At 49.6% G+C, this 20,011-nt stretch carries 16 protein-coding genes and 2 tRNA genes; 16 read left to right on the forward strand and 2 right to left on the reverse strand.

The genetic code is table 11. The annotated features are described in order from the left end of the window. Nucleotides 1-581 precede the first annotated feature (581 nt). From IOQ59_RS18375 to IOQ59_RS18385, 3 genes are all read left to right on the forward strand, one after another. Nucleotides 582-743, forward strand: a complete 162-nt coding sequence (locus tag IOQ59_RS18375) for a hypothetical protein (RefSeq protein ID WP_193954930.1) — start codon at nt 582-584, stop codon at nt 741-743. Nucleotides 744-1,313: 570 nt separating this feature from the next. Then, complete coding sequence (locus IOQ59_RS18380) at nt 1,314-1,982, forward strand: YccT family protein (RefSeq protein ID WP_193954931.1); 669 nt, start codon at nt 1,314-1,316, stop codon at nt 1,980-1,982. Between the two features lie 144 nt (nt 1,983-2,126). Then, nucleotides 2,127-3,068 carry a porin gene (locus IOQ59_RS18385; RefSeq protein ID WP_193954932.1) on the forward strand — a complete coding sequence of 314 codons (942 nt, stop codon included), beginning with the start codon at nt 2,127-2,129 and terminating at the stop codon, nt 3,066-3,068. A 649-nt stretch (nt 3,069-3,717) separates the two neighbouring features. Here IOQ59_RS18385 and IOQ59_RS18390 read toward each other — a convergent pair. Next, complete coding sequence (locus IOQ59_RS18390; protein ID WP_193954933.1) at nt 3,718-5,694, reverse strand: methyl-accepting chemotaxis protein; 1,977 nt, start codon at nt 5,692-5,694, stop codon at nt 3,718-3,720. A gap of 330 nt (nt 5,695-6,024) precedes the next feature. Between IOQ59_RS18390 and carA the strand changes: the two genes are divergently transcribed. The 3 genes from carA to greA are packed head-to-tail and all read left to right on the forward strand — an operon-like array spanning nt 6,025 to nt 10,907. Beyond that, complete coding sequence (gene carA / locus IOQ59_RS18395) at nt 6,025-7,161, forward strand: glutamine-hydrolyzing carbamoyl-phosphate synthase small subunit (protein WP_193954934.1); 1,137 nt, start codon at nt 6,025-6,027, stop codon at nt 7,159-7,161. A 48-nt stretch (nt 7,162-7,209) separates the two neighbouring features. Then, the gene (carB, locus tag IOQ59_RS18400) at nt 7,210-10,431 is read left to right on the forward strand and encodes a carbamoyl-phosphate synthase large subunit (RefSeq protein ID WP_193954935.1); all 3,222 of its coding nucleotides are present in this window, start codon (nt 7,210-7,212) and stop codon (nt 10,429-10,431) included. Next, nucleotides 10,428-10,907: a transcription elongation factor GreA gene (gene greA / locus IOQ59_RS18405; protein ID WP_193954936.1), complete on the forward strand. Its 480-nt coding sequence runs from the start codon at nt 10,428-10,430 to the stop codon at nt 10,905-10,907. Before carB ends, greA begins: the two co-directional genes overlap by 4 nt. 64 nt (nt 10,908-10,971) lie before the next feature. Here greA and IOQ59_RS18410 read toward each other — a convergent pair whose 3' ends face one another. Beyond that, nucleotides 10,972-11,274 (reverse strand): YhbY family RNA-binding protein, encoded by a 303-nt coding sequence (locus IOQ59_RS18410; protein ID WP_193954937.1) that lies wholly within the window; start codon nt 11,272-11,274, stop codon nt 10,972-10,974. Nucleotides 11,275-11,409: 135 nt separating this feature from the next. Here IOQ59_RS18410 and rlmE point away from each other — a divergent pair, with 135 nt between their 5' ends. The 10 genes from rlmE to nusA all read left to right on the forward strand — a co-directional run bounded on the left by rlmE (nt 11,410) and on the right by nusA (nt 19,991). Further along, nucleotides 11,410-12,030: a 23S rRNA (uridine(2552)-2'-O)-methyltransferase RlmE gene (gene rlmE / locus IOQ59_RS18415; protein ID WP_193954938.1), complete on the forward strand. Its 621-nt coding sequence runs from the start codon at nt 11,410-11,412 to the stop codon at nt 12,028-12,030. A 91-nt stretch (nt 12,031-12,121) separates the two neighbouring features. Continuing rightward, complete coding sequence (gene ftsH, locus IOQ59_RS18420; RefSeq protein WP_193954989.1) at nt 12,122-14,086, forward strand: ATP-dependent zinc metalloprotease FtsH; 1,965 nt, start codon at nt 12,122-12,124, stop codon at nt 14,084-14,086. A gap of 136 nt (nt 14,087-14,222) precedes the next feature. Continuing rightward, nucleotides 14,223-15,029, forward strand: coding sequence for a dihydropteroate synthase (gene folP, locus IOQ59_RS18425; RefSeq protein ID WP_193954990.1), 807 nt, complete (start codon nt 14,223-14,225; stop codon nt 15,027-15,029). A 6-nt stretch (nt 15,030-15,035) separates the two neighbouring features. Beyond that, complete coding sequence (gene glmM, locus IOQ59_RS18430) at nt 15,036-16,388, forward strand: phosphoglucosamine mutase (RefSeq protein ID WP_193954939.1); 1,353 nt, start codon at nt 15,036-15,038, stop codon at nt 16,386-16,388. A 39-nt stretch (nt 16,389-16,427) separates the two neighbouring features. Next, nucleotides 16,428-17,186, forward strand: a complete 759-nt coding sequence (gene tpiA / locus IOQ59_RS18435; RefSeq protein ID WP_193954940.1) for a triose-phosphate isomerase — start codon at nt 16,428-16,430, stop codon at nt 17,184-17,186. A 15-nt stretch (nt 17,187-17,201) separates the two neighbouring features. Continuing rightward, entirely contained in the window at nt 17,202-17,576 is a 375-nt protein-coding gene (gene secG, locus IOQ59_RS18440; protein WP_193954941.1) for a preprotein translocase subunit SecG, read from the forward strand. A 9-nt stretch (nt 17,577-17,585) separates the two neighbouring features. Continuing rightward, nucleotides 17,586-17,671: transfer RNA gene (locus IOQ59_RS18445), tRNA-Leu, on the forward strand. Nucleotides 17,672-17,719: 48 nt separating this feature from the next. After that, nucleotides 17,720-17,796 (forward strand) — tRNA-Met (locus IOQ59_RS18450). A 215-nt stretch (nt 17,797-18,011) separates the two neighbouring features. Then, a complete protein-coding gene (rimP, locus tag IOQ59_RS18455; RefSeq protein ID WP_193954942.1) occupies nt 18,012-18,467 on the forward strand; it encodes a ribosome maturation factor RimP in 456 nt (151 codons plus the stop codon). 33 nt (nt 18,468-18,500) lie between these two features. Continuing rightward, the gene (gene nusA / locus IOQ59_RS18460) at nt 18,501-19,991 is read left to right on the forward strand and encodes a transcription termination factor NusA (protein WP_193954943.1); all 1,491 of its coding nucleotides are present in this window, start codon (nt 18,501-18,503) and stop codon (nt 19,989-19,991) included. Nucleotides 19,992-20,011: the final 20 nt, after the last annotated feature.

The following is a 20,011-nucleotide window of genomic DNA, read 5'->3' on the forward strand; positions in this document are numbered from 1 at the left end:
CCTAATTAGTACCCGTGTGGTATGAGAGAGAACCCCAGTTGCGATGCAGCTGGGGTTTTTTCGTTATGGCCGGAGATTAAAACGGCCGCGCACTGCGTGCTCCCATCTTAATGTAGGGTTGTCTTCAGGCAACCCGGCAGGCGGCAGCTGCCTTCCGCCAATCACCTTAGCTCCGAACTCGAACACGTCATCCGTACTTCACCAAAGTGCCGGTCGCCTAAAGAAAACCCTGCAGGGTAAGCTTGCTAAGCTCTTATTGTGTAGGTCATCTATCTTCCGTGCCCTCTGCAGCAACAACACAACGGTGGTGGGGCTGCTCTCTGAGGTTTTCTCGCACTCATATTCGCTATAAAAAACTTCGTACGGGCCACCTGTGCTGCTTTCAAGCGCTGTGCTTTTTACGATTAAGCAGGCCTTCAAATGCATGCACTATTCTTGTCTCTTTATTTGCGAATGATTTATCGATATGCGATTGGTTATCCATGAAGCTTTTATGACATCTGGAGACTAGTGGGTGTTTTTCAGTCTGGTTTCATTTCTTGGTCATACAGTTAGCGTGTACACAAACCAAAGGTGGTGATATGAAACTCATTATGAAATCTCTGTTAGGTGTTGTGGCAGCAATGTTATTCGTGAGCAGTGTGACTGCAGAGACTTTGCGTCCGAGTTATGATTTTGATGATGACTGGGAGGAGCGGGTGCTGCGCTTCACGCCTGAGCAGCATGAGAACGTTGATAGCTAGTGGTAAATATCTGGTGACCGCCCCGGTAGGGGCGGTTCTAATGCCTCTACCTCTACCTCTACCTCTACCTCTACCTCTACCTCTAGCTCTAGCTCTAGCTCTAGCTCTAGCTCTAGCTCTAGCTTTAGCTTTAGTAGAACTGAAACAAAGCTAAGCTAAATGATCGCAAAGAGGCGAATGATAATGAATGCTATTAACGTTGACATTTGCGTAGATGGATGTGAAAATCCGTTCACTTTTAAAAAGCTAAAAGCTTGGGAAACCAGAGGCCCCTTCTATAAGTGGATGTCATGCGTTTTAGGGGGAGTTGTGGCTTTGGTGTGAAGGTGGAGCTGTTGGTTTTAAGAGTAGCTGATTATATCTTTATTCTTGCTGTAATGAATTTTATGCTTTTTCTTAATAGGCTTGAGTTTGGGAAGAGATAACTGAATCTTTAATCATTTTTAAACCTTACTGTCATATAACAACCCTAATATCGCAGCCCATAAATTATGGCTGGATTCTACTTCAGTGGTTGTTAGATACAGGTAGAAAGTTTGGTTCCATATTTTTTAACAATTGTTGGGCTTTATGAAAAAAATACTGTGTGCTTTTTTTGTCTCATTGCTGGGTTTCAGTTCTTCTCTTGTTGCTGATGTAAAAGTGCAGTTTGAGGAAGGAATTTCTGTGCTTGCATTAAATGGTAAGGAAGTCACTCATGAAAGTATTTTTTCAGGGACTGACTCGGTAAAGTTAAATGATGGTCTCAATCAGTTGTTGGTTCAATATACTGCTGAGTTAAAAAAATCAGCTGATGATTTCGAGTTGGAAAATACAGGCTCTTTCGTGCTGTTATTCGACGCAAAGAACACGGCTCTCATATTAAAGGCTCCATTAATTCGCAACGAAGACGATGTTGATGCCTTTAACCGCAGCGGAGACTGGCGTCTACTGAACGCTAGTGGTGTTGCTCAGGCAATTAAAATTAGTCCGCTGAAAAAGGATGGCTTTCAGTTGAGTCGTGATTACGAACGCGAGCTGAAAGACTTTAACTTGACGGATGCCGTGGCAGCACTCCCGTATGAAAGAGTAGTTGGTTTGGCTGATGCAAGCCCATTACCTGCAGCTAAGTCACAGTCAGGTAATAAAGATAAGGCAAACTCTTCTGAGTTGAATATGCCAGAGAAAATGCTTCGTTACTGGTATAACCAAGCAGATTCAGAAACAAGAAAACGTTTCAAAAAGTGGATCAGCCAATAACTCATGTAAATAGCTATTTTTAGCTGCCCTTAAGAAAAAATATTTATTGGATTTGTCTCGCCCTTTTAATAAGGGTGCAGGGATTGCTTTGCTCAAAATTTGTCGATTTTTAATTATTCATCCTTAAATCTGGAGAGAAAGGAAATGAAAAAGCTGATTTTGGTTGCTGCTATTGCAGCTGCTACAACTGTTGGTTCTGTAAACGCTGCTACTATTTATGAAGGCAAAGGTCTGACTTACAAGCTGAAAGGCGACTGGCAGGTTCAGCTGCGTGACAACGCTTCTAAAACTAAAGATGCAGAAGTTGAGTTCGACGATCTGGAACTGAAAAACTCTGTAACTTACGATCTGGGTAACGGCCTGAAAGCTTTCGGTCAGCTGGATTTCGGCTTTAAAGATGCTGCAGAAGACAAGCAGTCTGGTAGTAAGCTGGAAGAAGCTTACCTGGGCCTGGACTTCGGTATGGCTGCAGTGGCTGTAGGTAAGCAGAACAATGCTGCTGATGAGTTTGGTGTTGAGGGTGCATACGAGCACGCTGTATCGGAAGATGCATTCGATGCTGCCGGCCAGACTGACGGCGATGACGTGATTCGTTTGGACGTTGCTACCGACAACTTTACTCTGATTACTTCCACTGAGCTGGAAGCTGAAGGTGAAAACAGTGCAGGCGATGCTTCTTTCGAAATTTTTGCTGCAACAAGCGTAGGTGGTGTTGAACTGGCTGCTGCTTATCAGACTATTGATAAAACTGCGGGCGATGTTGATTCCTGGGGTCTGAGTGCTGCTACTAAGCTGGGTTCCGTTGCACTGGCTGCTGATTACAGCTCCCGTGATACGGGTTCTGTTGATCTGGACACTTACAACGTAGTTGCTAAGTTCAAAGCATCCAAAACGACTACTTTCGCTCTGGGTCTGACTGAAGAAGAAACTTCAGCGTCTACTGATGCTACTCAGATTTACGCTAACGTAACGTATAAATTCCCAGCACAGAAAAACGTAAGCGTTTTTGCTGAAATCTCTGACATTGACGAAGATGGCAAAGATCTGGATCTGGATGTGCTGGCAGGTATGCGCATCAAGTTCTAATGCCTGAAACATGTATATTGAGGTGATTGTGTGGTCCCCCCCTTCAAACCACACAACGACTTCGTATTAGGTCGGCTTTTGCCGGCCTTTTTTATTTCTGAGATATAGGGGGCTACGGAGTGGCAGCTCTCGCCACATGAGGTGGCGACGGGTGCAATTATTGAACGCATTGCCTCGGATTAGGTGTTGGGGATTACTTGGCGTCTTACGCTTGGTGTCTCATATCTCATATCTCATATCTCATATCTCATATCTCATATCTCATACCCCATACCCCATACCCCATACCCCATACCCCATACCCCATACCCCATACCCCATACCCCATACCCCATACCCCATACCTCAGACCTCAGACCTCAGACCTCAGACCTCAGACCTCAGACCTCAGACCTCAGACCTCAGACCTCAGACCCCAGACCCCAGACCCCAGACCCCAGACCCCAGACCCCAGACCCCAGACCCCAGACCCCAGACCTCATACCATGTTGGAGAGGATTATCTGACGTATTGATGAAAAAGGTTTAGTCGAAGTGGCATGATTGGCGGGTAGTAGAAAGGAGGCGAGGCGATTGTATAGGGGGATGCTTTATGGTTGGGGGAAGGGGGGTAGCTCGCGACTTGTGTGCGGCTACCCAGAAGCAGAGGGCTAGTTAAACTGTTGCACCAACGCACTTAAGCTGGTGCTGATTTTGGAAAGTTCAGAGGCATATTTCTGATTATTATCCGCTTCCTGTGATGAGCTTTTGGATAAATCGGCGGCTTCGTTTACTGCGTTACTAATCTCGGTTGTGCTGCACGTTTGTTCTTCGGTTGCAGAGGCGATGAGCGAGTTCATGTTATGGACGTTTTCTATGGACTCACGAACGGACTCAATCGTGTTTTGGGCATCTTGGGCGGATTGTATTGTGATTGCAGCTGCATCCAGTTGTTTGTTCATGCGTTCAGTGGTTGTTGATGTAGCTTGATTGAGCTTGTCTGTTATTAGCTTTATTTCGATGGCTGAGCTGCTGGTTCGGGATGCGAGGTTACGTACCTCATCGGCGACCACAGCAAACCCGCGGCCGGCTTCGCCCGCGCGAGCAGCTTCGATTGCTGCATTGAGTGCAAGTAGATTGGTTTGCTCGGCGAAGCCCTGGATGACTTCTAAGGCGCTTTCTATTTCTCGGGCGTCTTGTTTGAGCAGCTCAAGTGCCTTGGCTGTTTCTTCTACTTCGCCGGTGAGAGAGTGAATGCTATTGCTGGTTGTGAGCATGTAGTCAGCACTTTGGTTGGCGAGTGATTGTGCCTCTGAGGTAGCGTTACTGGTTTGGGCGGCGTTTTCTGCGACTTGCTGGTAGGAGCCGTCAAGCTGTGTCATTTGTACGGCCACTCGTTCGGTTGAGGAAAGCTGCTTGGAAACAATCGATTCCAGATGGATTGCACCTTGAGATATCTGATGCTCAAGCGAACTTAGGTGTTGTGTCTCGTTGCGTATCTGAGCGATGAGATGTGTGAAGTAGCTATGCAGCGCGTTGACGGAGCAATGCAGGCTCTTTACTTCTGAAATACTGCTTCTAAGGTTGAACTCCTTGCTCAGGTCGCCCTTAGATAACTTGTCTATATAGTTGCTGGTTTCTATTAGAATACGTGACAGGCGATGCTTTAGCAGGGTCATCAGCAGACCGGTGACCACAATTAAGGTGACGCAGATGGCCAGAAGAAAGTACACGTCGCGCTGTATCGCCGCGTATCGCTGATTAACCGCTGCGGCATAGCGTGACAGGCTCTGTTCGAGTTCGTTCAGGTGTTGTTGGGTGGCGTGTTTGGCTTGTTGTTTTTGGGTAATAAATTTTTGTGCGTTATTCAGTTCTTTAGGGTAGCGCTTAACGAGCGAACGGATCTCGTCAATGATGGCGTCTCCTTTGTCTTCCCGGTCGTTGGATTCTTCGTCCTTCTGCCACCCCATAAGTGATGCGAGATCATCCCCGTCATCACTTTCTTGCGAGTAGACACCCAGCCGGGGCAAACCGTGCAGGATGAGAGATGTTTGATTCAGTTCACTCTGATAGTGCTTCAGCGTGTCCAGTTTGTCATTACTATCATCGGTAAAGTAGCTTTGGCGAGTGTGGCTGAGAGCGACCAGTGAGCGCTGTAGTTGGGTAATCAGAGCGAGGTATTGTTGGCGCTGTTGTGGGTTGGCTAGGTTAGCGGACTCGGTATATTCGGTCGCGCGGGCCAGCTCGCCTATGAGTTCGCGTTCATTATTGATCAGCAGCTCCTGAGGATCTGCGAGTTTTCCTGCTGCACGCAACTCAGACAACGTGGTGTTGCTGAGCTTATCTAGTAGTGCAACCGTCTCATTGCGCATCTCAGTCGACAGGTGGGTGTTTTGACTGGTGCTATCGATAACAGTCGAAATGTTATCGCTGATGGTCGTCAGTAAAGTGGCATTGCCGTTAAGCAGGTAGGTGTGGATAGGTTTGCCTATCAGCTCCCGTACTTCGCGTTGGTAGTTCTGGTAGTAAGCGCTGGCGGAAAATGCGTCATGAAGTCGGTTTAACGACCAGATAACCGAACCGCTCAAAAAAATGACAATAAATAGCAGCGCTAAAGTTGCCAGGCGGGTGAGCTGTGAAATTTTCATCTGTGTCTCTCTGATCAAACGGCTCTAACGTGCGTTTGCCGGTCTATATCGGGCATATAAAGAAATATTGTAATGACCATTTCATTACGTTTTTGTGACGTTGGGTTGGATGCAGAGATGAGGCCTTAAACAACACTATCGAGTGATGTTGAGTGCGTGGACAGGAGCCGCTAAATCGACTAAAATACCGCCGGTTTGGCTGAGAGAAATCAGCTGATCTCAGGAGCAGCATATTAGAGCGAGGTTAAAATTCGGTTTTGCCTCGCTTTTTTGCACGTATCGTTTTCATCAGTCTAGTTTTTGTATCGCGCAGTGCGGGGGGAGGTTCAATTGTCGAGACCAGCCATTTTGGCCCTTGAGGACGGCAGTATTTTCAAGGGGGTGGCGATTGGCGCTGACGGTCAGTCGAGCGGTGAGGTGGTATTTAACACTTCTATGACCGGTTATCAGGAGATCCTGACTGATCCGTCCTATTGCCGCCAGATCGTTACTCTGACTTATCCACATATCGGTAATGTGGGTGCCAATAAAGAGGATGAAGAGTCATCCCAGACCTGGGTATCCGGTCTCGTAATTCGTGATCTGCCGCTGGTAGCGAGCAACTTCCGTAGCGAGAAGTCTCTGGACGAATACCTGAAAGACAATAACATCGTAGGTATCGCTGATATTGATACCCGTCGCCTGACGCGTATTTTACGTGAAAAAGGTTCTCTGGGCGGCTGCATTATGGCCGGCGATGTGAATGAAGAACAAGCATTAGCAGCGGCAAAAGAATTCCCAGGTCTGAAAGGTATGGATCTGGCGAAGGAAGTCACCGTCGCTAAGGCATATGAGTGGCGCTCCTCTACCTGGAAACTGGGCAAAGGTCACGAAGATAAGACCGATGACGAGTTGGCGCATCATGTTGTTGCGTATGACTTTGGCGTGAAGAGCAACATCCTACGCATGCTGGTAGAGCGTGGCTGTCGTTTGACGGTCGTACCTGCTCAAACCCCAGCTGCAGATGTATTGGCTTTGAACCCGGATGGCGTATTCCTTTCCAACGGACCTGGTGATCCAGAGCCGTGTGATTACGCGATTAATGCCATTCAGGAGATCTGTAAAACTGATTTGCCTATCTTTGGTATCTGTCTGGGCCATCAGTTGCTGGCGCTGGCTTCCGGTGCGCAAACTGAAAAGATGAAGTTCGGCCACCATGGTGCTAACCACCCGGTGCAGGATCTGGATTCAACTAAGGTGATGATCACCAGTCAGAATCACGGCTTTGCTGTTGCTGAAGATTCGCTGCCAGATACGTTACGCCCAACGCATAAATCTCTGTTTGATGGTTCATTGCAAGGTATCGAGCGGACTGATCGCCCGGCCTTCAGCTTCCAGGGTCACCCTGAGGCGAGCCCGGGGCCACATGATGTGGCACCACTGTTCGATCGTTTTATCGAGCAGATTAAAGCGCGTAAGAACGCGTAAGTACTTTAGACAGAACGAACAGTCACTTGATACGACCGGTATATACTGATGCCAAAACGTACGGACATAAAAAGCATTTTGATTCTTGGCGCTGGCCCGATTGTAATCGGCCAGGCCTGCGAGTTTGACTACTCTGGTGCCCAGGCTTGTAAAGCACTGAGAGAAGAGGGTTATCGAGTTATTTTGGTTAACTCTAACCCGGCGACCATCATGACCGACCCGGCGATGGCCGATTCCACTTATATTGAGCCGATCAACTGGAAAACAGTTGCGAAGATTATTGAGAAAGAGCGTCCAGATGCGCTGCTGCCTACAATGGGTGGCCAGACTGCACTGAACTGCGCTTTGGATCTTGATCGCGAAGGTGTACTGAAAGAGTTTGGCGTTGAGATGATCGGCGCAACTCAGGATGCCATTGATAAAGCAGAAGACCGTGACCGCTTTGATAAAGCGATGAAAAACATCGGTCTGGAATGCCCGCGTGCTGCAATTGCGCACAGCCTCGAAGAGGCTTTGCAGGTACAGGCTCAGCTTGGTTTCCCATGTATCATTCGTCCATCTTTCACGATGGGTGGTACCGGCGGTGGTATCGCATACAACAAAGAAGAGTTTGTTGAAATCTGCGAGCGCGGTCTCGATCTGTCACCAACCAGCGAACTGCTGATTGATGAATCTCTGATCGGTTGGAAAGAATATGAGATGGAAGTTGTACGTGATAAAAACGACAACTGCATCATCATCTGTTCTATTGAAAACTTTGATGCTATGGGCGTACATACCGGTGATTCCATTACGGTAGCGCCTGCACAAACGCTGACAGATAAAGAGTATCAATTGATGCGTAATGCATCGATTGCTGTCTTGCGCGAGATCGGTGTTGAAACAGGTGGATCCAACGTTCAATTTGGTGTGAATCCTGAAGACGGCCGTATGGTTGTTATCGAGATGAACCCACGTGTATCTCGTTCATCTGCATTGGCATCTAAGGCAACAGGCTTCCCTATTGCTAAAGTTGCTGCGAAGCTGGCTGTGGGTTATACCCTGGACGAGCTGCAGAACGACATCACCGGTGGTGCTACTCCGGCTTCTTTTGAGCCTGCTATCGACTACGTTGTTACTAAGATTCCTCGTTTCACTTTCGAGAAATTCCCGCAGGCTAATGACCGTCTGACCACACAGATGAAGTCTGTTGGTGAGGTTATGGCGATCGGTCGTACTCAGCAGGAATCTTTGCAGAAAGCTTTGCGTGGACTGGAAGTCGGTGCAACGGGCTTTGATCCAATTATTGACCTGGAAAGCGAAGACGCACGTACCGATATCGTGCGTGAGATGAAGCAGCCGGGTGATAAACGTATTTGGTTCCTGGGCGATGCATTCCGTCTGGGGATGTCCGTTGAAGAGCTATACGAACTGTCCGGTATTGATCCTTGGTTCCTGGTTCAGGTTGAAGACATCATCAAAGATGAGCAGCGTGTGTCTGAAATGGCACTGTCTGAACTGGATAAGGACACCTTGTTCCGTCTGAAACGCAAAGGTTTCTCAGATGAGCGTCTGGCCGTGTTGCTGGGTGTGAGTGAGAAACAGGTACGTAAACACCGTCATGGACTGGATATTCGTCCGGTGTTTAAGCGTGTTGATACCTGTGCGGCTGAGTTCTCTACTGATACCGCTTATATGTATTCTTCTTATGAAGAAGAGTGTGAAGCGAATCCTTCCGACCGTGACAAAATCATGGTTATTGGTGGTGGTCCTAACCGTATCGGGCAAGGCATCGAGTTTGACTACTGCTGTGTACACGCAGCGCTTGCGGCTCGCGCTGATGGCTTTGAAACCATCATGGTTAACTGTAACCCTGAGACTGTTTCTACCGACTACGATACCTCTGATCGTCTGTACTTCGAGCCGATCACGCTGGAAGACGTGCTGGAAATTGTTGCTGTTGAAAAACCGAAAGGTGTCATTGTTCAGTACGGTGGTCAGACTCCGCTGAAACTGGCGGTTGCGCTGGAAGCGGCTGGTGTGCCGATCATTGGTACCTCTCCTGAAGCGATTGATCGCGCGGAAGATCGCGAACAGTTCCAGCAGATGCTGAAGCGTTTGGGTCTGAAACAGCCTGAAAACGCAACAGTGCGCTCTTTGGAAGAAGCGGTTATCGAAGCGGGTAAACTGGGTTATCCGTTGGTTGTTCGTCCGTCCTATGTATTGGGTGGTCGTGCGATGGAAATCGTATACAAAGAGGAAGAGCTGCGCCGCTACATGAATACTGCGGTACAGGTTTCCAATGACGCGCCGGTTCTGTTGGACCACTTCTTGAACGCTGCGGTTGAAGTAGATATCGATGCGGTCTGTGACGGCGAGACTGTTGTTATTGGTGCGATCATGCAGCATATCGAGCAGGCCGGTGTTCACTCCGGTGACTCTGCATGTTCTTTGCCTCCGTATAGTCTTGCGGCTGACGTGCTGGATGAGATGCGTGATCAGGTTAAGAAAATGGCGCTGGAGTTGGGCGTTATTGGCTTGATGAATACGCAGCTGGCATATCAGGATGGCGAGATCTATGTGATCGAGGTTAACCCTCGTGCGTCTCGTACCGTGCCGTTCGTATCCAAGTGTATCGGCGTCTCGCTGGCGAAGATTGGCGCGCAGGTCATGACCGGTAAGAGCCTGAAAGAGCTGGGCTTCACCGAAGAGATCGTGCCTGAGCATTTCAATGTTAAAGAAGCGGTATTCCCGTTCAACAAGTTCCAGGGTGTTGATCCGATCCTGTCACCAGAAATGAAGTCTACTGGTGAAGTTATGGGTACCGGTGAGACCTTCGGCGAAGCCTTCATGAAAGCGCAAGTAGGTGCTGGTGAGAAGATGCCGAAGAAAGGTAAAGCCTTCATCTCTGTGCGCGAAGTTGATAAACAGGGTGTAATTGAGGTAGCTTCTGATCTAGTTGAGTTGGGCTTCGAGCTGGTTGCAACCAGTGGTACGGCGTCTCTGTTGGAAGGAACCGGCCTGCAGGTTGAGCGTGTGAATAAGGTGATGGAAGGACGTCCTAACATCGTCGACATGCTTAAAAACGATGAAATCGCTTACGTGATCAACACGACCGAAGGTCGCAAAGCGATTGCGGATTCTGCTGAGATTCGTCGTTCCGCCCTGCAGCATAAAGTACCTTACAGCACGACGTTGGCCGGTGCTGAAGCGACTACCCGTGCGCTGCAGTATGGTGAAGAGAAAACTGTTCGCCGTCTGCAGGATATCCATGCAGGTGAGAATGTATGAATAACCGAGTCCCTATGACTGTTGGCGGCGAAAAAGCGCTGCGACAAGAGCTGGAACAGCTGAAAACCATTGAGCGCCCGCGCGTGATTGCAGATATTGCTGATGCGCGTGAGCACGGAGACCTGAAGGAAAACGCTGAATATCACGCTGCGCGTGAACAGCAGGGTTTTATTGAAGGACGGATTCAGGAGCTGGAAGGTAAGTTGTCCAACTGTCAGGTGATCGATGTGACGGCAATCCCGCACAGCGGTAAGGTTATCTTCGGTACGACAGTGTCTATCATCAACATCGATAATGATAAAGAGCAGCGTTATCAGATCGTGGGTGATGACGAAGCGGATATTAAGAACCGTAAGATCTCAGTAAACTCTCCGATTGCGCGTGCGCTGATCGGTAAAGAGGAAGGTGATATCGTGGCGGTTACTACGCCAAACGGTCTTATCGAATATGAGATCGACGAAGTGCTGCATATCTGATGCGGCACGACCTATAAAAAAGGGCACCTTCGGGTGCCCTTTTTCGTATTGGGAGGAGTGGAGCTTAGCGCAACAGGTTTGACAGTCGCGGGTCCGGATTCTCGGCTTTCCGGTATAGCAAAGCAATGTTGCCGATTTCCTGAACGATGGTCGCTTCAACAATCTCTGCCAGTTCTTTAATCAGCTGTTTTTTTACTTCCCGGTCGCCGACAGCGAATTTAACCTTGATCAGCTCGTGATCTTCCAAAGCACGGTCCACTTCCAGCTGGATGTTCTCGGTCAGGCCTTTGCCTGCAACCATGACCAGCGGATTAAGGTTGTGACCAATGGTGCGATAATGCTTCTTTTGCTCGGACGTCAAGCTCATACTAAAATACGTGCCTCAAAATTTTTTGGTTGTCGGTGATCCGAAACCTTCAATAATTTCTACAATACTACCTGAGATATGTGTTCAAGAGTAGCGCATAGCCTGAGGTGTCAACGACGCAGGGGTCGGTAATTCGTGGCAAAATCTAAGAGTAGTGGGCGTTGGATGCAGGAACATTTTGACGATCATTACGTCAAACAGTCCAAAGAGCAGGGGTATCGCTCCCGTGCCAGCTTTAAGCTGCTTGAACTGAACGAAAAAGATAAACTGTTTCGTCCGGGTATGACTGTGGTTGATCTGGGCGCTGCTCCGGGTGGTTGGTCGCAAGTGGCGGCTCAGTTGGTTGGAGATCATGGTCGGGTGGTTGCATCTGATATTTTGCCAATGGATTCAATGGCAGGTGTTGAGTTCGTGCAAGGTGATTTTACTGAAGAAGAGGTGCTGCACCGTATTCTGAAAGCGTTGGGAGATGAACCGGCAGACCTTGTAATTTCAGATATGGCCCCCAATATGAGTGGTATGAACAGCGTCGACCAGCCTGCAGCGATGTATCTGGTTGAGCTGGCTCTCGATATGGCCCGCGAAGTACTTAAACCGGGCGGCAATTTTGTTGCCAAGGTGTTCCAGGGTGAAGGTTTTGACGAATATATGCAGGACATGCGTCAAAGCTTCAATAAAGTAATCACACGTAAGCCTGATGCTTCACGCGCCCGGTCGCGCGAGGTATATCTGTTTGGTAAAGGCTTTAAAGGTTGAGAAGCGACCTGCCACAAGTGTTATAGTGTGTGGCGCATTCTTCAGATGCGTGATGCATCGTTGATAAGCTGAGGATAATCCATTGAACGATATGGCAAAAAATCTGGTGCTGTGGCTGGTAATAGCGGCAGTCCTGTTAACGGTTTTTAATAATTTCAACGATGCAGCTGAACCGAATCGTCTCAGCTACTCTGACTTCGTTACTGAAGTGCAGGATGGTCGTGTTTCTAAAGTGGTGATAGACGGTTATACCATTGTGGGCGAGCGCTCCGGTGGTGAGCGTTTTGAGACCGTGCGACCTGCACTGGAAGACCCTAAGCTGGTTGATGACCTGCTGCGTAACAACGTTGTTATTGAGGGTAAGCAGCCTGAGCAGCAGAGTATCTGGTCTCAGTTGCTGGTAGCGTCTTTCCCGATCCTGGTGATTATCGCCGTCTTTATGTTTTTCATGCGTCAGATGCAAGGCGGTGGCGGCGGTAAAGGCGGCCCGATGTCCTTTGGTAAATCCAAAGCACGTATGCTGGGCGAAGATCAGATTAAGACAACCTTTGATGATGTGGCTGGTGTAGAAGAAGCCAAAGAAGAAGTTAAAGAGCTGGTTGATTACCTGCGTGATCCTGGCAAGTTTCAGCGACTGGGTGGCCATATCCCGCGGGGTGTCCTGATGTCCGGTAACCCGGGTACAGGTAAAACCCTGTTGGCAAAAGCGATCGCCGGTGAGGCAAAGGTTCCTTTCTTCAGCATCTCAGGCTCCGATTTTGTAGAGATGTTTGTCGGTGTGGGTGCCTCCCGTGTTCGTGACATGTTTGAGCAGGCGAAGAAAAATGCGCCTTGTATCATCTTCATTGATGAGATTGATGCGGTCGGCCGTCACCGTGGTGTTGGTATGGGTGGTGGTAACGATGAGCGTGAGCAGACGCTTAACCAGCTGTTGGTAGAGATGGATGGTTTTGAGGGTACCGAAGGTATCATCGTTATTGCTGCGACTAACCGTCCCGACGTACTGGATCCGGCGTTACTGCGTCCGGGTCGTTTTGACCGTCAGGTACATGTGGGACTGCCGGATATTCGTGGCCGCGAAAAGATTCTGAAAGTACATATGCGCAAAGTTCCATTGGGCGATGATGTGAAGCCTGAGCTGATTGCTCGCGGTACACCGGGTTTCTCCGGTGCAGATCTGGCAAACCTAGTCAATGAAGCTGCATTGTTTGCCGCACGCGCGAGCAAACGCACAGTGGGTATGGAGCAGTTTGAGAAAGCGAAAGACAAAATCATGATGGGTACCGAGCGTAAGTCCATGGTGATGTCGTATGAAGAGCGTCTGAATACTGCATATCATGAATCAGGTCATGCCATCGTAGGTCGTCTGATGCCGCAGCATGATCCAGTTTATAAAGTGTCGATTATCCCGCGTGGTCGTGCCTTGGGTGTGACCATGTTCTTGCCGGAAGAAGATCGTTACAGTCATAGTCGCCAGACAATCATCTCGAATATTTGTTCGCTGTATGGTGGGCGTATTGCAGAAGAGATGACGTTGGGTAAAGAGGGGGTGACCACCGGTGCCGCCAACGATATCCAGCGTGCAACCTCAATGGCGCATAACATGGTGGCGAAATGGGGCTTGAGCGAAGCGCTGGGGCCGTTGTTGTACGATGACGAGGAAGGCGACCCGTTTGGTCGTGGTTACGGTCAGCCCGCAAAGACAGTGTCTGAAGAAACGCAGCGCCGTATTGATGCTGAAGTACGCCGCGTGATTGACGAGTGTTACGCCCAGTCACAGCAGGTACTGGAAGACAATCGTGATATCCTGGAATCAATGACGCAGGCGTTGATGAAGTACGAAACAATCAGCAGTGAGCAGATTGACGAATTGATGGCCCGTGAAGAAGTCACTCCGCCTGATGGTTGGGAAGATGACGATGATAAGGACAGCGGTAATACGGGGGCTACAACGCAGCAGTCTGAGCCTGAGCAGGATAAAGCTGAACAGGATAAGCCGCAGGACGATGCGGGTACTGATCCTGATATGCCGTCACCGGATAACAATGTGCACTAATTGAGATTAGGCAGTATAAGTAAAAAGGCTGATCGTGGTGATCAGCCTTTTTTGTATCGAATACCGGAGTAGAGTTGTGAGCATAAGCCAGCTTTCGTGTGGTCGTCGCACACTGGATTTGAGCCGTACCCAGGTTATGGGGATTCTGAACGTCACGCCTGACTCGTTCTCGGACGGCGGTCATCTGTATAGCCGTAGTGAGTTGTCGCTGGGACAGGCGGTGCGCAGGGCTGAAATAATGGTGTCAGAAGGCGCGACTATTATTGATGTCGGTGGCGAGTCTACCCGGCCAGGGGCTGCACCGGTGTCTGTGAGTGAAGAGTTGGATCGGGTTATCCCAGTGATTGAACGGCTGTCGCGTGAGCTGGATGTTGTTGTGTCGGTTGATACAAGCTCAGCGGAGGTCATTCGGGAGGCCGCAGTTGCAGGTGCTGGGTTGATTAATGACGTGCGGGCGTTGGGCAGGCCGGGGGCGCTTGAGGCGGCGGCCGCAACCTTGCTGCCAGTTTGTCTCATGCATATGCAGGGCAGTCCTGCCACAATGCAGGATGCGCCGCGTTATGACGACGTATTGTTGGATGTTAAGGCATTTCTACAGCAGCGAATTGAGGATTGTGAAGCGGCTGGGATTGTAAAAGATCGTCTTATTCTTGATCCAGGTTTTGGCTTTGGTAAGACCATCCAGCATAATCTACGTCTGTTGAATAATCTGGATGCGTTGCACGCGTTAGGATTGCCGCTGTTAATCGGAACTTCGCGCAAATCGATGATAGACCATGTATTGCACCGACCGGTTGATCAGCGCCTGGCAGGAAGTTTGGCGACCGTTGCAATCTCGGTGATGCAGGGTGCGCAGATATTGCGTGTACATGATGTGGCAGAAACAGTAGATGTTGTGCGTATGACCGAAGCTGTGCGCAACGAGTCCATTGGAGAGGATTGAGTAGTAATGAGCAGACGTTATTTTGGTACCGACGGAATTCGCGGCAAAGTAGGCCAGTTTCCTGTAACACCCGATTTTATGCTGAAGCTGGGTTGGGCAGCCGGTAAAGTGTTTGCCCGTGAAGGTCGCAGCAAAATTCTTATTGGTAAAGATACGCGCATTTCCGGGTATATGTTTGAGTCTGCGCTGGAGGCGGGATTGTCTGCAGCAGGTGTAGATGTGCTGTTGCTTGGGCCTATGCCAACGCCAGCTATTGCTTATCTGACGCGTACCTTTCATGCCAATGCGGGTATTGTGATCAGTGCTTCGCATAACCCTCATTATGACAATGGCATCAAGTTCTTTTCTGCGCAGGGTACTAAATTGCCGGATGAAATTGAGCAGGCCATTGAGGCTCAGTTGGATATCGCCATGACCACGGTTGATCCTGCACTGCTGGGTAAGGCAAAACGTATCGAGGATGCGCCGGGGCGTTATATCGAATTCTGTAAAGCCAGTGCCGGTGGTATCGACCTTAAGGGAATGAAAATTGCCCTCGATTGCGCCAATGGTGCGACCTATCACGTGTCTCCGAGTGTGTTTTCCGAATTAGGTGCTGAAGTGATCGAAGTGGCGTCCGCGCCTGACGGTCTGAATATCAACGAGGAGTGTGGTGCAACATCAACTGAGCGTTTGCAGAAGGTGGTTGTGGCGGAAGGTGCTGATCTGGGTATCGCACTGGATGGTGATGGTGATCGCGTGATCATGGTTGATCACACCGGCGTTGAAGTCGATGGCGATGAGTTGCTCTATGTGATCGCCTCGCACCTGCGTGCTCAGGGAGAATTCGAAGGCGGAGTTGTTGGTACGTTGATGTCTAACTTCGGGCTCGAGCAGGCCTTCAAGCGCGAGCAGATCCCTTTTGTGCGTGCAAAAGTAGGGGACCGTTATGTGATGGAGCAGCTGGCGAATCATGGCTGGTTGTTAGGTGGTGAATCCTCAGGCCATATCGTTTGCCGTCATCTGACATCGACGGGTGATGGAACGGTGTCTGCGCTTCAGGTCCTGAGAGCCATTGCGGATAGCGGTAAAAACCTGCATGTGCTGAAACAGGGTATGAGTAAAATGCCTCAGACGATGATCAACGTCCGTATGCAAAACAAAGTGGACGTAATGGGTGTTGAGGCGGTGCAGGAAGCGGTTGCTGCGACTGAATCGACGCTAGGTTCTCGTGGGCGGGTGTTGTTGCGACCGTCGGGCACAGAGCCTGTTGTACGCGTGATGATTGAAGGTGAAGATGCTGCGGAAGTTGCGGAGCTATGCTCGGCGCTGGCAACAGAAGTAGAAAATGCGCTTCAGGCGCTTGAAACTTCAGAGTAACGCAGTTAATATTTGCGCCTCTTTCGATAGGGGGTATCGATGCGTAAAGCCATTGTCGCCGGAAACTGGAAAATGAACGGCAATAGTGAGTCTATCAATGAGTTGATGGGAACACTGATTGCAAGTCTTCAAGATCTGGATGCTGTAGAAGCTCTGGTATGCCCTCCGGCTGTTTACCTGTCACAGGTGAAAAGTCTGATTGGTAATGCATCGATTGCGCTGGGCGCACAAAATGCCAGCCAATTCGAAAGTGGTGCATATACAGGTGAGAATTCACCGGGAATGCTCACTGATCTGGGATGTCAGTATGTAATTCTGGGTCACTCTGAGCGTCGCGCCATTTTTGGCGAAAAGGACGCTGATATTGCTGCGAAGTTCAATGCAGCGATCGACGCAGGTCTTGTGCCTATTCTGTGTGTTGGTGAAACACTGGAAGAGCGCGAAGACGAGAGAACCATGGCAGTCGTAGGTGGTCAGCTAAAAGCTGTGCTAGATGCTTGTGGTGTTGAATCTTTCGCAAAAGCTGTTATCGCATATGAACCGGTTTGGGCTATTGGAACCGGTAAAACAGCGACACCTGAGCAGGCTCAGGATGTTCATCAGTCTGTAAGAGCCATTGTTGCTGAGTACAGTGCTGAAGTAGCAGCAGGTGTAAGAATCCTGTACGGTGGAAGCGTCAACGCGGCGAATGCCGATGAGTTGTTTGCAAACCCCGATGTGGATGGCGGCCTGGTTGGCGGTGCATCCTTAAAGCCTAATGATTTTATCGCTATCTGTCGCGCGGCGGCAGAAGCGTAACGAAACGGTTGATAGATGGAAACACTGGTTCTGATTGTTCATGTCTTGCTTGCTGCCGGCATTATCGCTCTGGTATTGCTGCAGCAGGGTAAGGGTGCAGAGGCTGGCGCTTCGTTTGGCGCTGGTGCTTCCCAGACTGTGTTCGGTAGTAGCGGTAGTACGTCTTTTCTAGCACGTATTACAGGCGTACTGGCAACCGGTTTGTTCGTAACAAGCTTTTTGCTGGCCATGGTTGCCAAGGAAAAAGCTGATACAGTGGGTGATGCAGGTATTCCTGCAGCGGAAGTTATTGAGAGTCGTGCAGCAGAGGTTACTGAGCCTGAATTGCCGACACTGGAAGCGGGCAAAGCTGAGCCGGTTCCTGAATCAGATATTCCGCAAGCCAACTGATACTCGTTTGCCCAAGTGGTGGAATTGGTAGACACGCTATCTTGAGGGGGTAGTGACCTACGGTCGTGCCGGTTCGAGTCCGGCCTTGGGCACCATGATCTTGAAAAAGATCTAGGGCATATGTACAATATGCCCTGTTTTGATGCGGGGTGGAGCAGTCTGGTAGCTCGTCGGGCTCATAACCCGAAGGTCGTTGGTTCAAATCCAGCCCCCGCTACCAATTCTAAGACGAAAGTGACGGTGGCTCGTTAGCGTATATTTTCATACGTTCAACGGGATGATTGATGTTCTATTCGATCTCCGCTGCCAATCTTGTTCGTTTGAAAGGGGCCTAACAGGGCCTTTTTTTATACGCGAATCATAGTCACGGTGCTGTGTATTGGAAATGGGTCTGTTGACCCATTTTTTGTTTGTGCCGTAAGTGAGGTTTATTCAGTGTCAGCAAAGCTGAAACAACTCCAGGAATTAATCGAACCGGGTGTCGTTGCTCTGGGCGTTGATCTTTGGGGAATTGAATATATATCGCAGGGTCGTCAAAACACCCTGCGTATTTATATCGACGCCGAAAAAGGTGTTGATGTAGATGACTGTGCAAAGGTCAGCCATCAGGTCAGCGGTGTGCTGGATGTGGAAGATCCGATCACAGGTCATTACACACTGGAAGTATCATCTCCGGGTATGGATCGCCCGCTGTTTACCCTTGAACAGTTTGCTGCTTATGCCGGTAATCAGGTGCAGGTGCGCTTGCGCGTGGCATTTGAAGGCCGTCGTAAGTTTAAGGGGTTGCTGAACGGTGTGGAAGGGGATGATGTTCTGGTGGTTGTGGATAATGAAGAATATCTGTTGCCGATTGACTACATTGATCGGGCGAACGTAATCCCTCAGTTCTAAGAGTGGTTTTGGGGTATCAGGCGAGGCAGAGGAATGAGCAAAGAGATTCTGTTGGTAGCAGAAGCCGTATCTAACGAAAAAGATGTGCCTAAAGAGGTCATCTTTGAGGCGATTGAGTTCGCGTTGGCGGCAGCAACTAAAAAGCGTTACGACGAAGAAGCGGATATCCGTGTAGAGATCGATCGTACCAGCGGTGATTACGATACTTTCCGTACCTGGAAAGTTGTCAGCAATGAAGAAGTGCCTGCATTGGGGACTGAGCTGACATTAGAAGAAGCACTGGAGCTGGACACAAAACTGCAGCCTGAAGATATTTACGAAGAGCAGGTTGAGTCTGTTAAGTTCGGACGTATCGCAGCACAGACTGCAAAACAGGTTATCGTACAGAAAGTACGTGAAGCCGAGCGTGCAAAAATTGTCGAGTTGTACCGCGATCGTGTTGGAGAGCTGATCTCCGGCAGTGTTAAAAAAGTGACTCGCGATAATATTATCGTAGATCTGGGTAACAATGCCGAAGCTTTGTTGCCTCGCGATCAGCTGATTCAGCGTGAAGCGTTCCGTATGGGTGATCGTGTACGAGCCATTCTGGCTGAAGTACGCGCTGAAGGTCGTGGTCCTCAGCTGATGCTGAGCCGTACCTGTAACGAAATGCTGATCGAATTGTTCCGCATTGAAGTGCCTGAAATCTCGGAAGAAGTTATCGAGATCCGTGCGGCTGCACGTGATACAGGCTCTCGCGCCAAGATCGCAGTCAAAACCAACGACGGTCGTATTGACCCGGTTGGTGCTTGTGTCGGCATGCGTGGTTCCCGTGTTCAGGCCGTATCTAACGAGCTGGGCGGTGAGCGTGTTGATATCGTGCTGTGGGATGACAACCCGGCACAGCTGGTTATTAATGCAATGGCTCCGGCAGACGTGGCGTCCATCATCATTGATGAAGAGACACACTCAATGGATGTGGCTGTGGCAGAAGAAGCGTTGGCAATGGCAATTGGTCGCAGCGGTCAGAACGTGCGTCTGGCAGCTGAATTGACTGGCTGGCAGCTGAATGTAATGACCGAAGAAGAAGTTGCTGAAAAGCAGCAGAACGAAACCGGTTCTGTACTGGAAGCGTTCGTCGAGCATCTGGATGTTGACGAAGACGTCGCTGAAGTGCTGCTGGAAGAAGGTTTCACCACACTGGAAGAAGTTGCCTATGTTCCGGTGGAAGAGATGCTTGAAATTGACGGCTTCGACGAAGATATCGTCGAAGAGCTGCGCACACGTGCCAAAGACGCGCTGCTGAACCTGGCGATTGCAAGTGAAGAGCAGCTGGATAAAGCTGAGCCTGCGGAAGACCTGTTGGAGATGGACGGTATGGACCGTCACCTGGCATTCCTGCTGGCCGCTAAAGGCATCGTGACTATGGAAGACCTGGCCGAGCAAGCAGTGGAAGACCTGCTGGATGTGGAAGGCCTGAACGATGAGAAAGCAGCTGAATTAATTATGACAGCGCGTGCGCCTTGGTTTGAGGACCAGGACTAACACGGGCCGGCGGAATAGGA

This window comes from Pontibacterium sinense, assembly GCF_015209595.1.
Taxonomy (GTDB): domain Bacteria; phylum Pseudomonadota; class Gammaproteobacteria; order Pseudomonadales; family Balneatricaceae; genus Pontibacterium; species Pontibacterium sinense.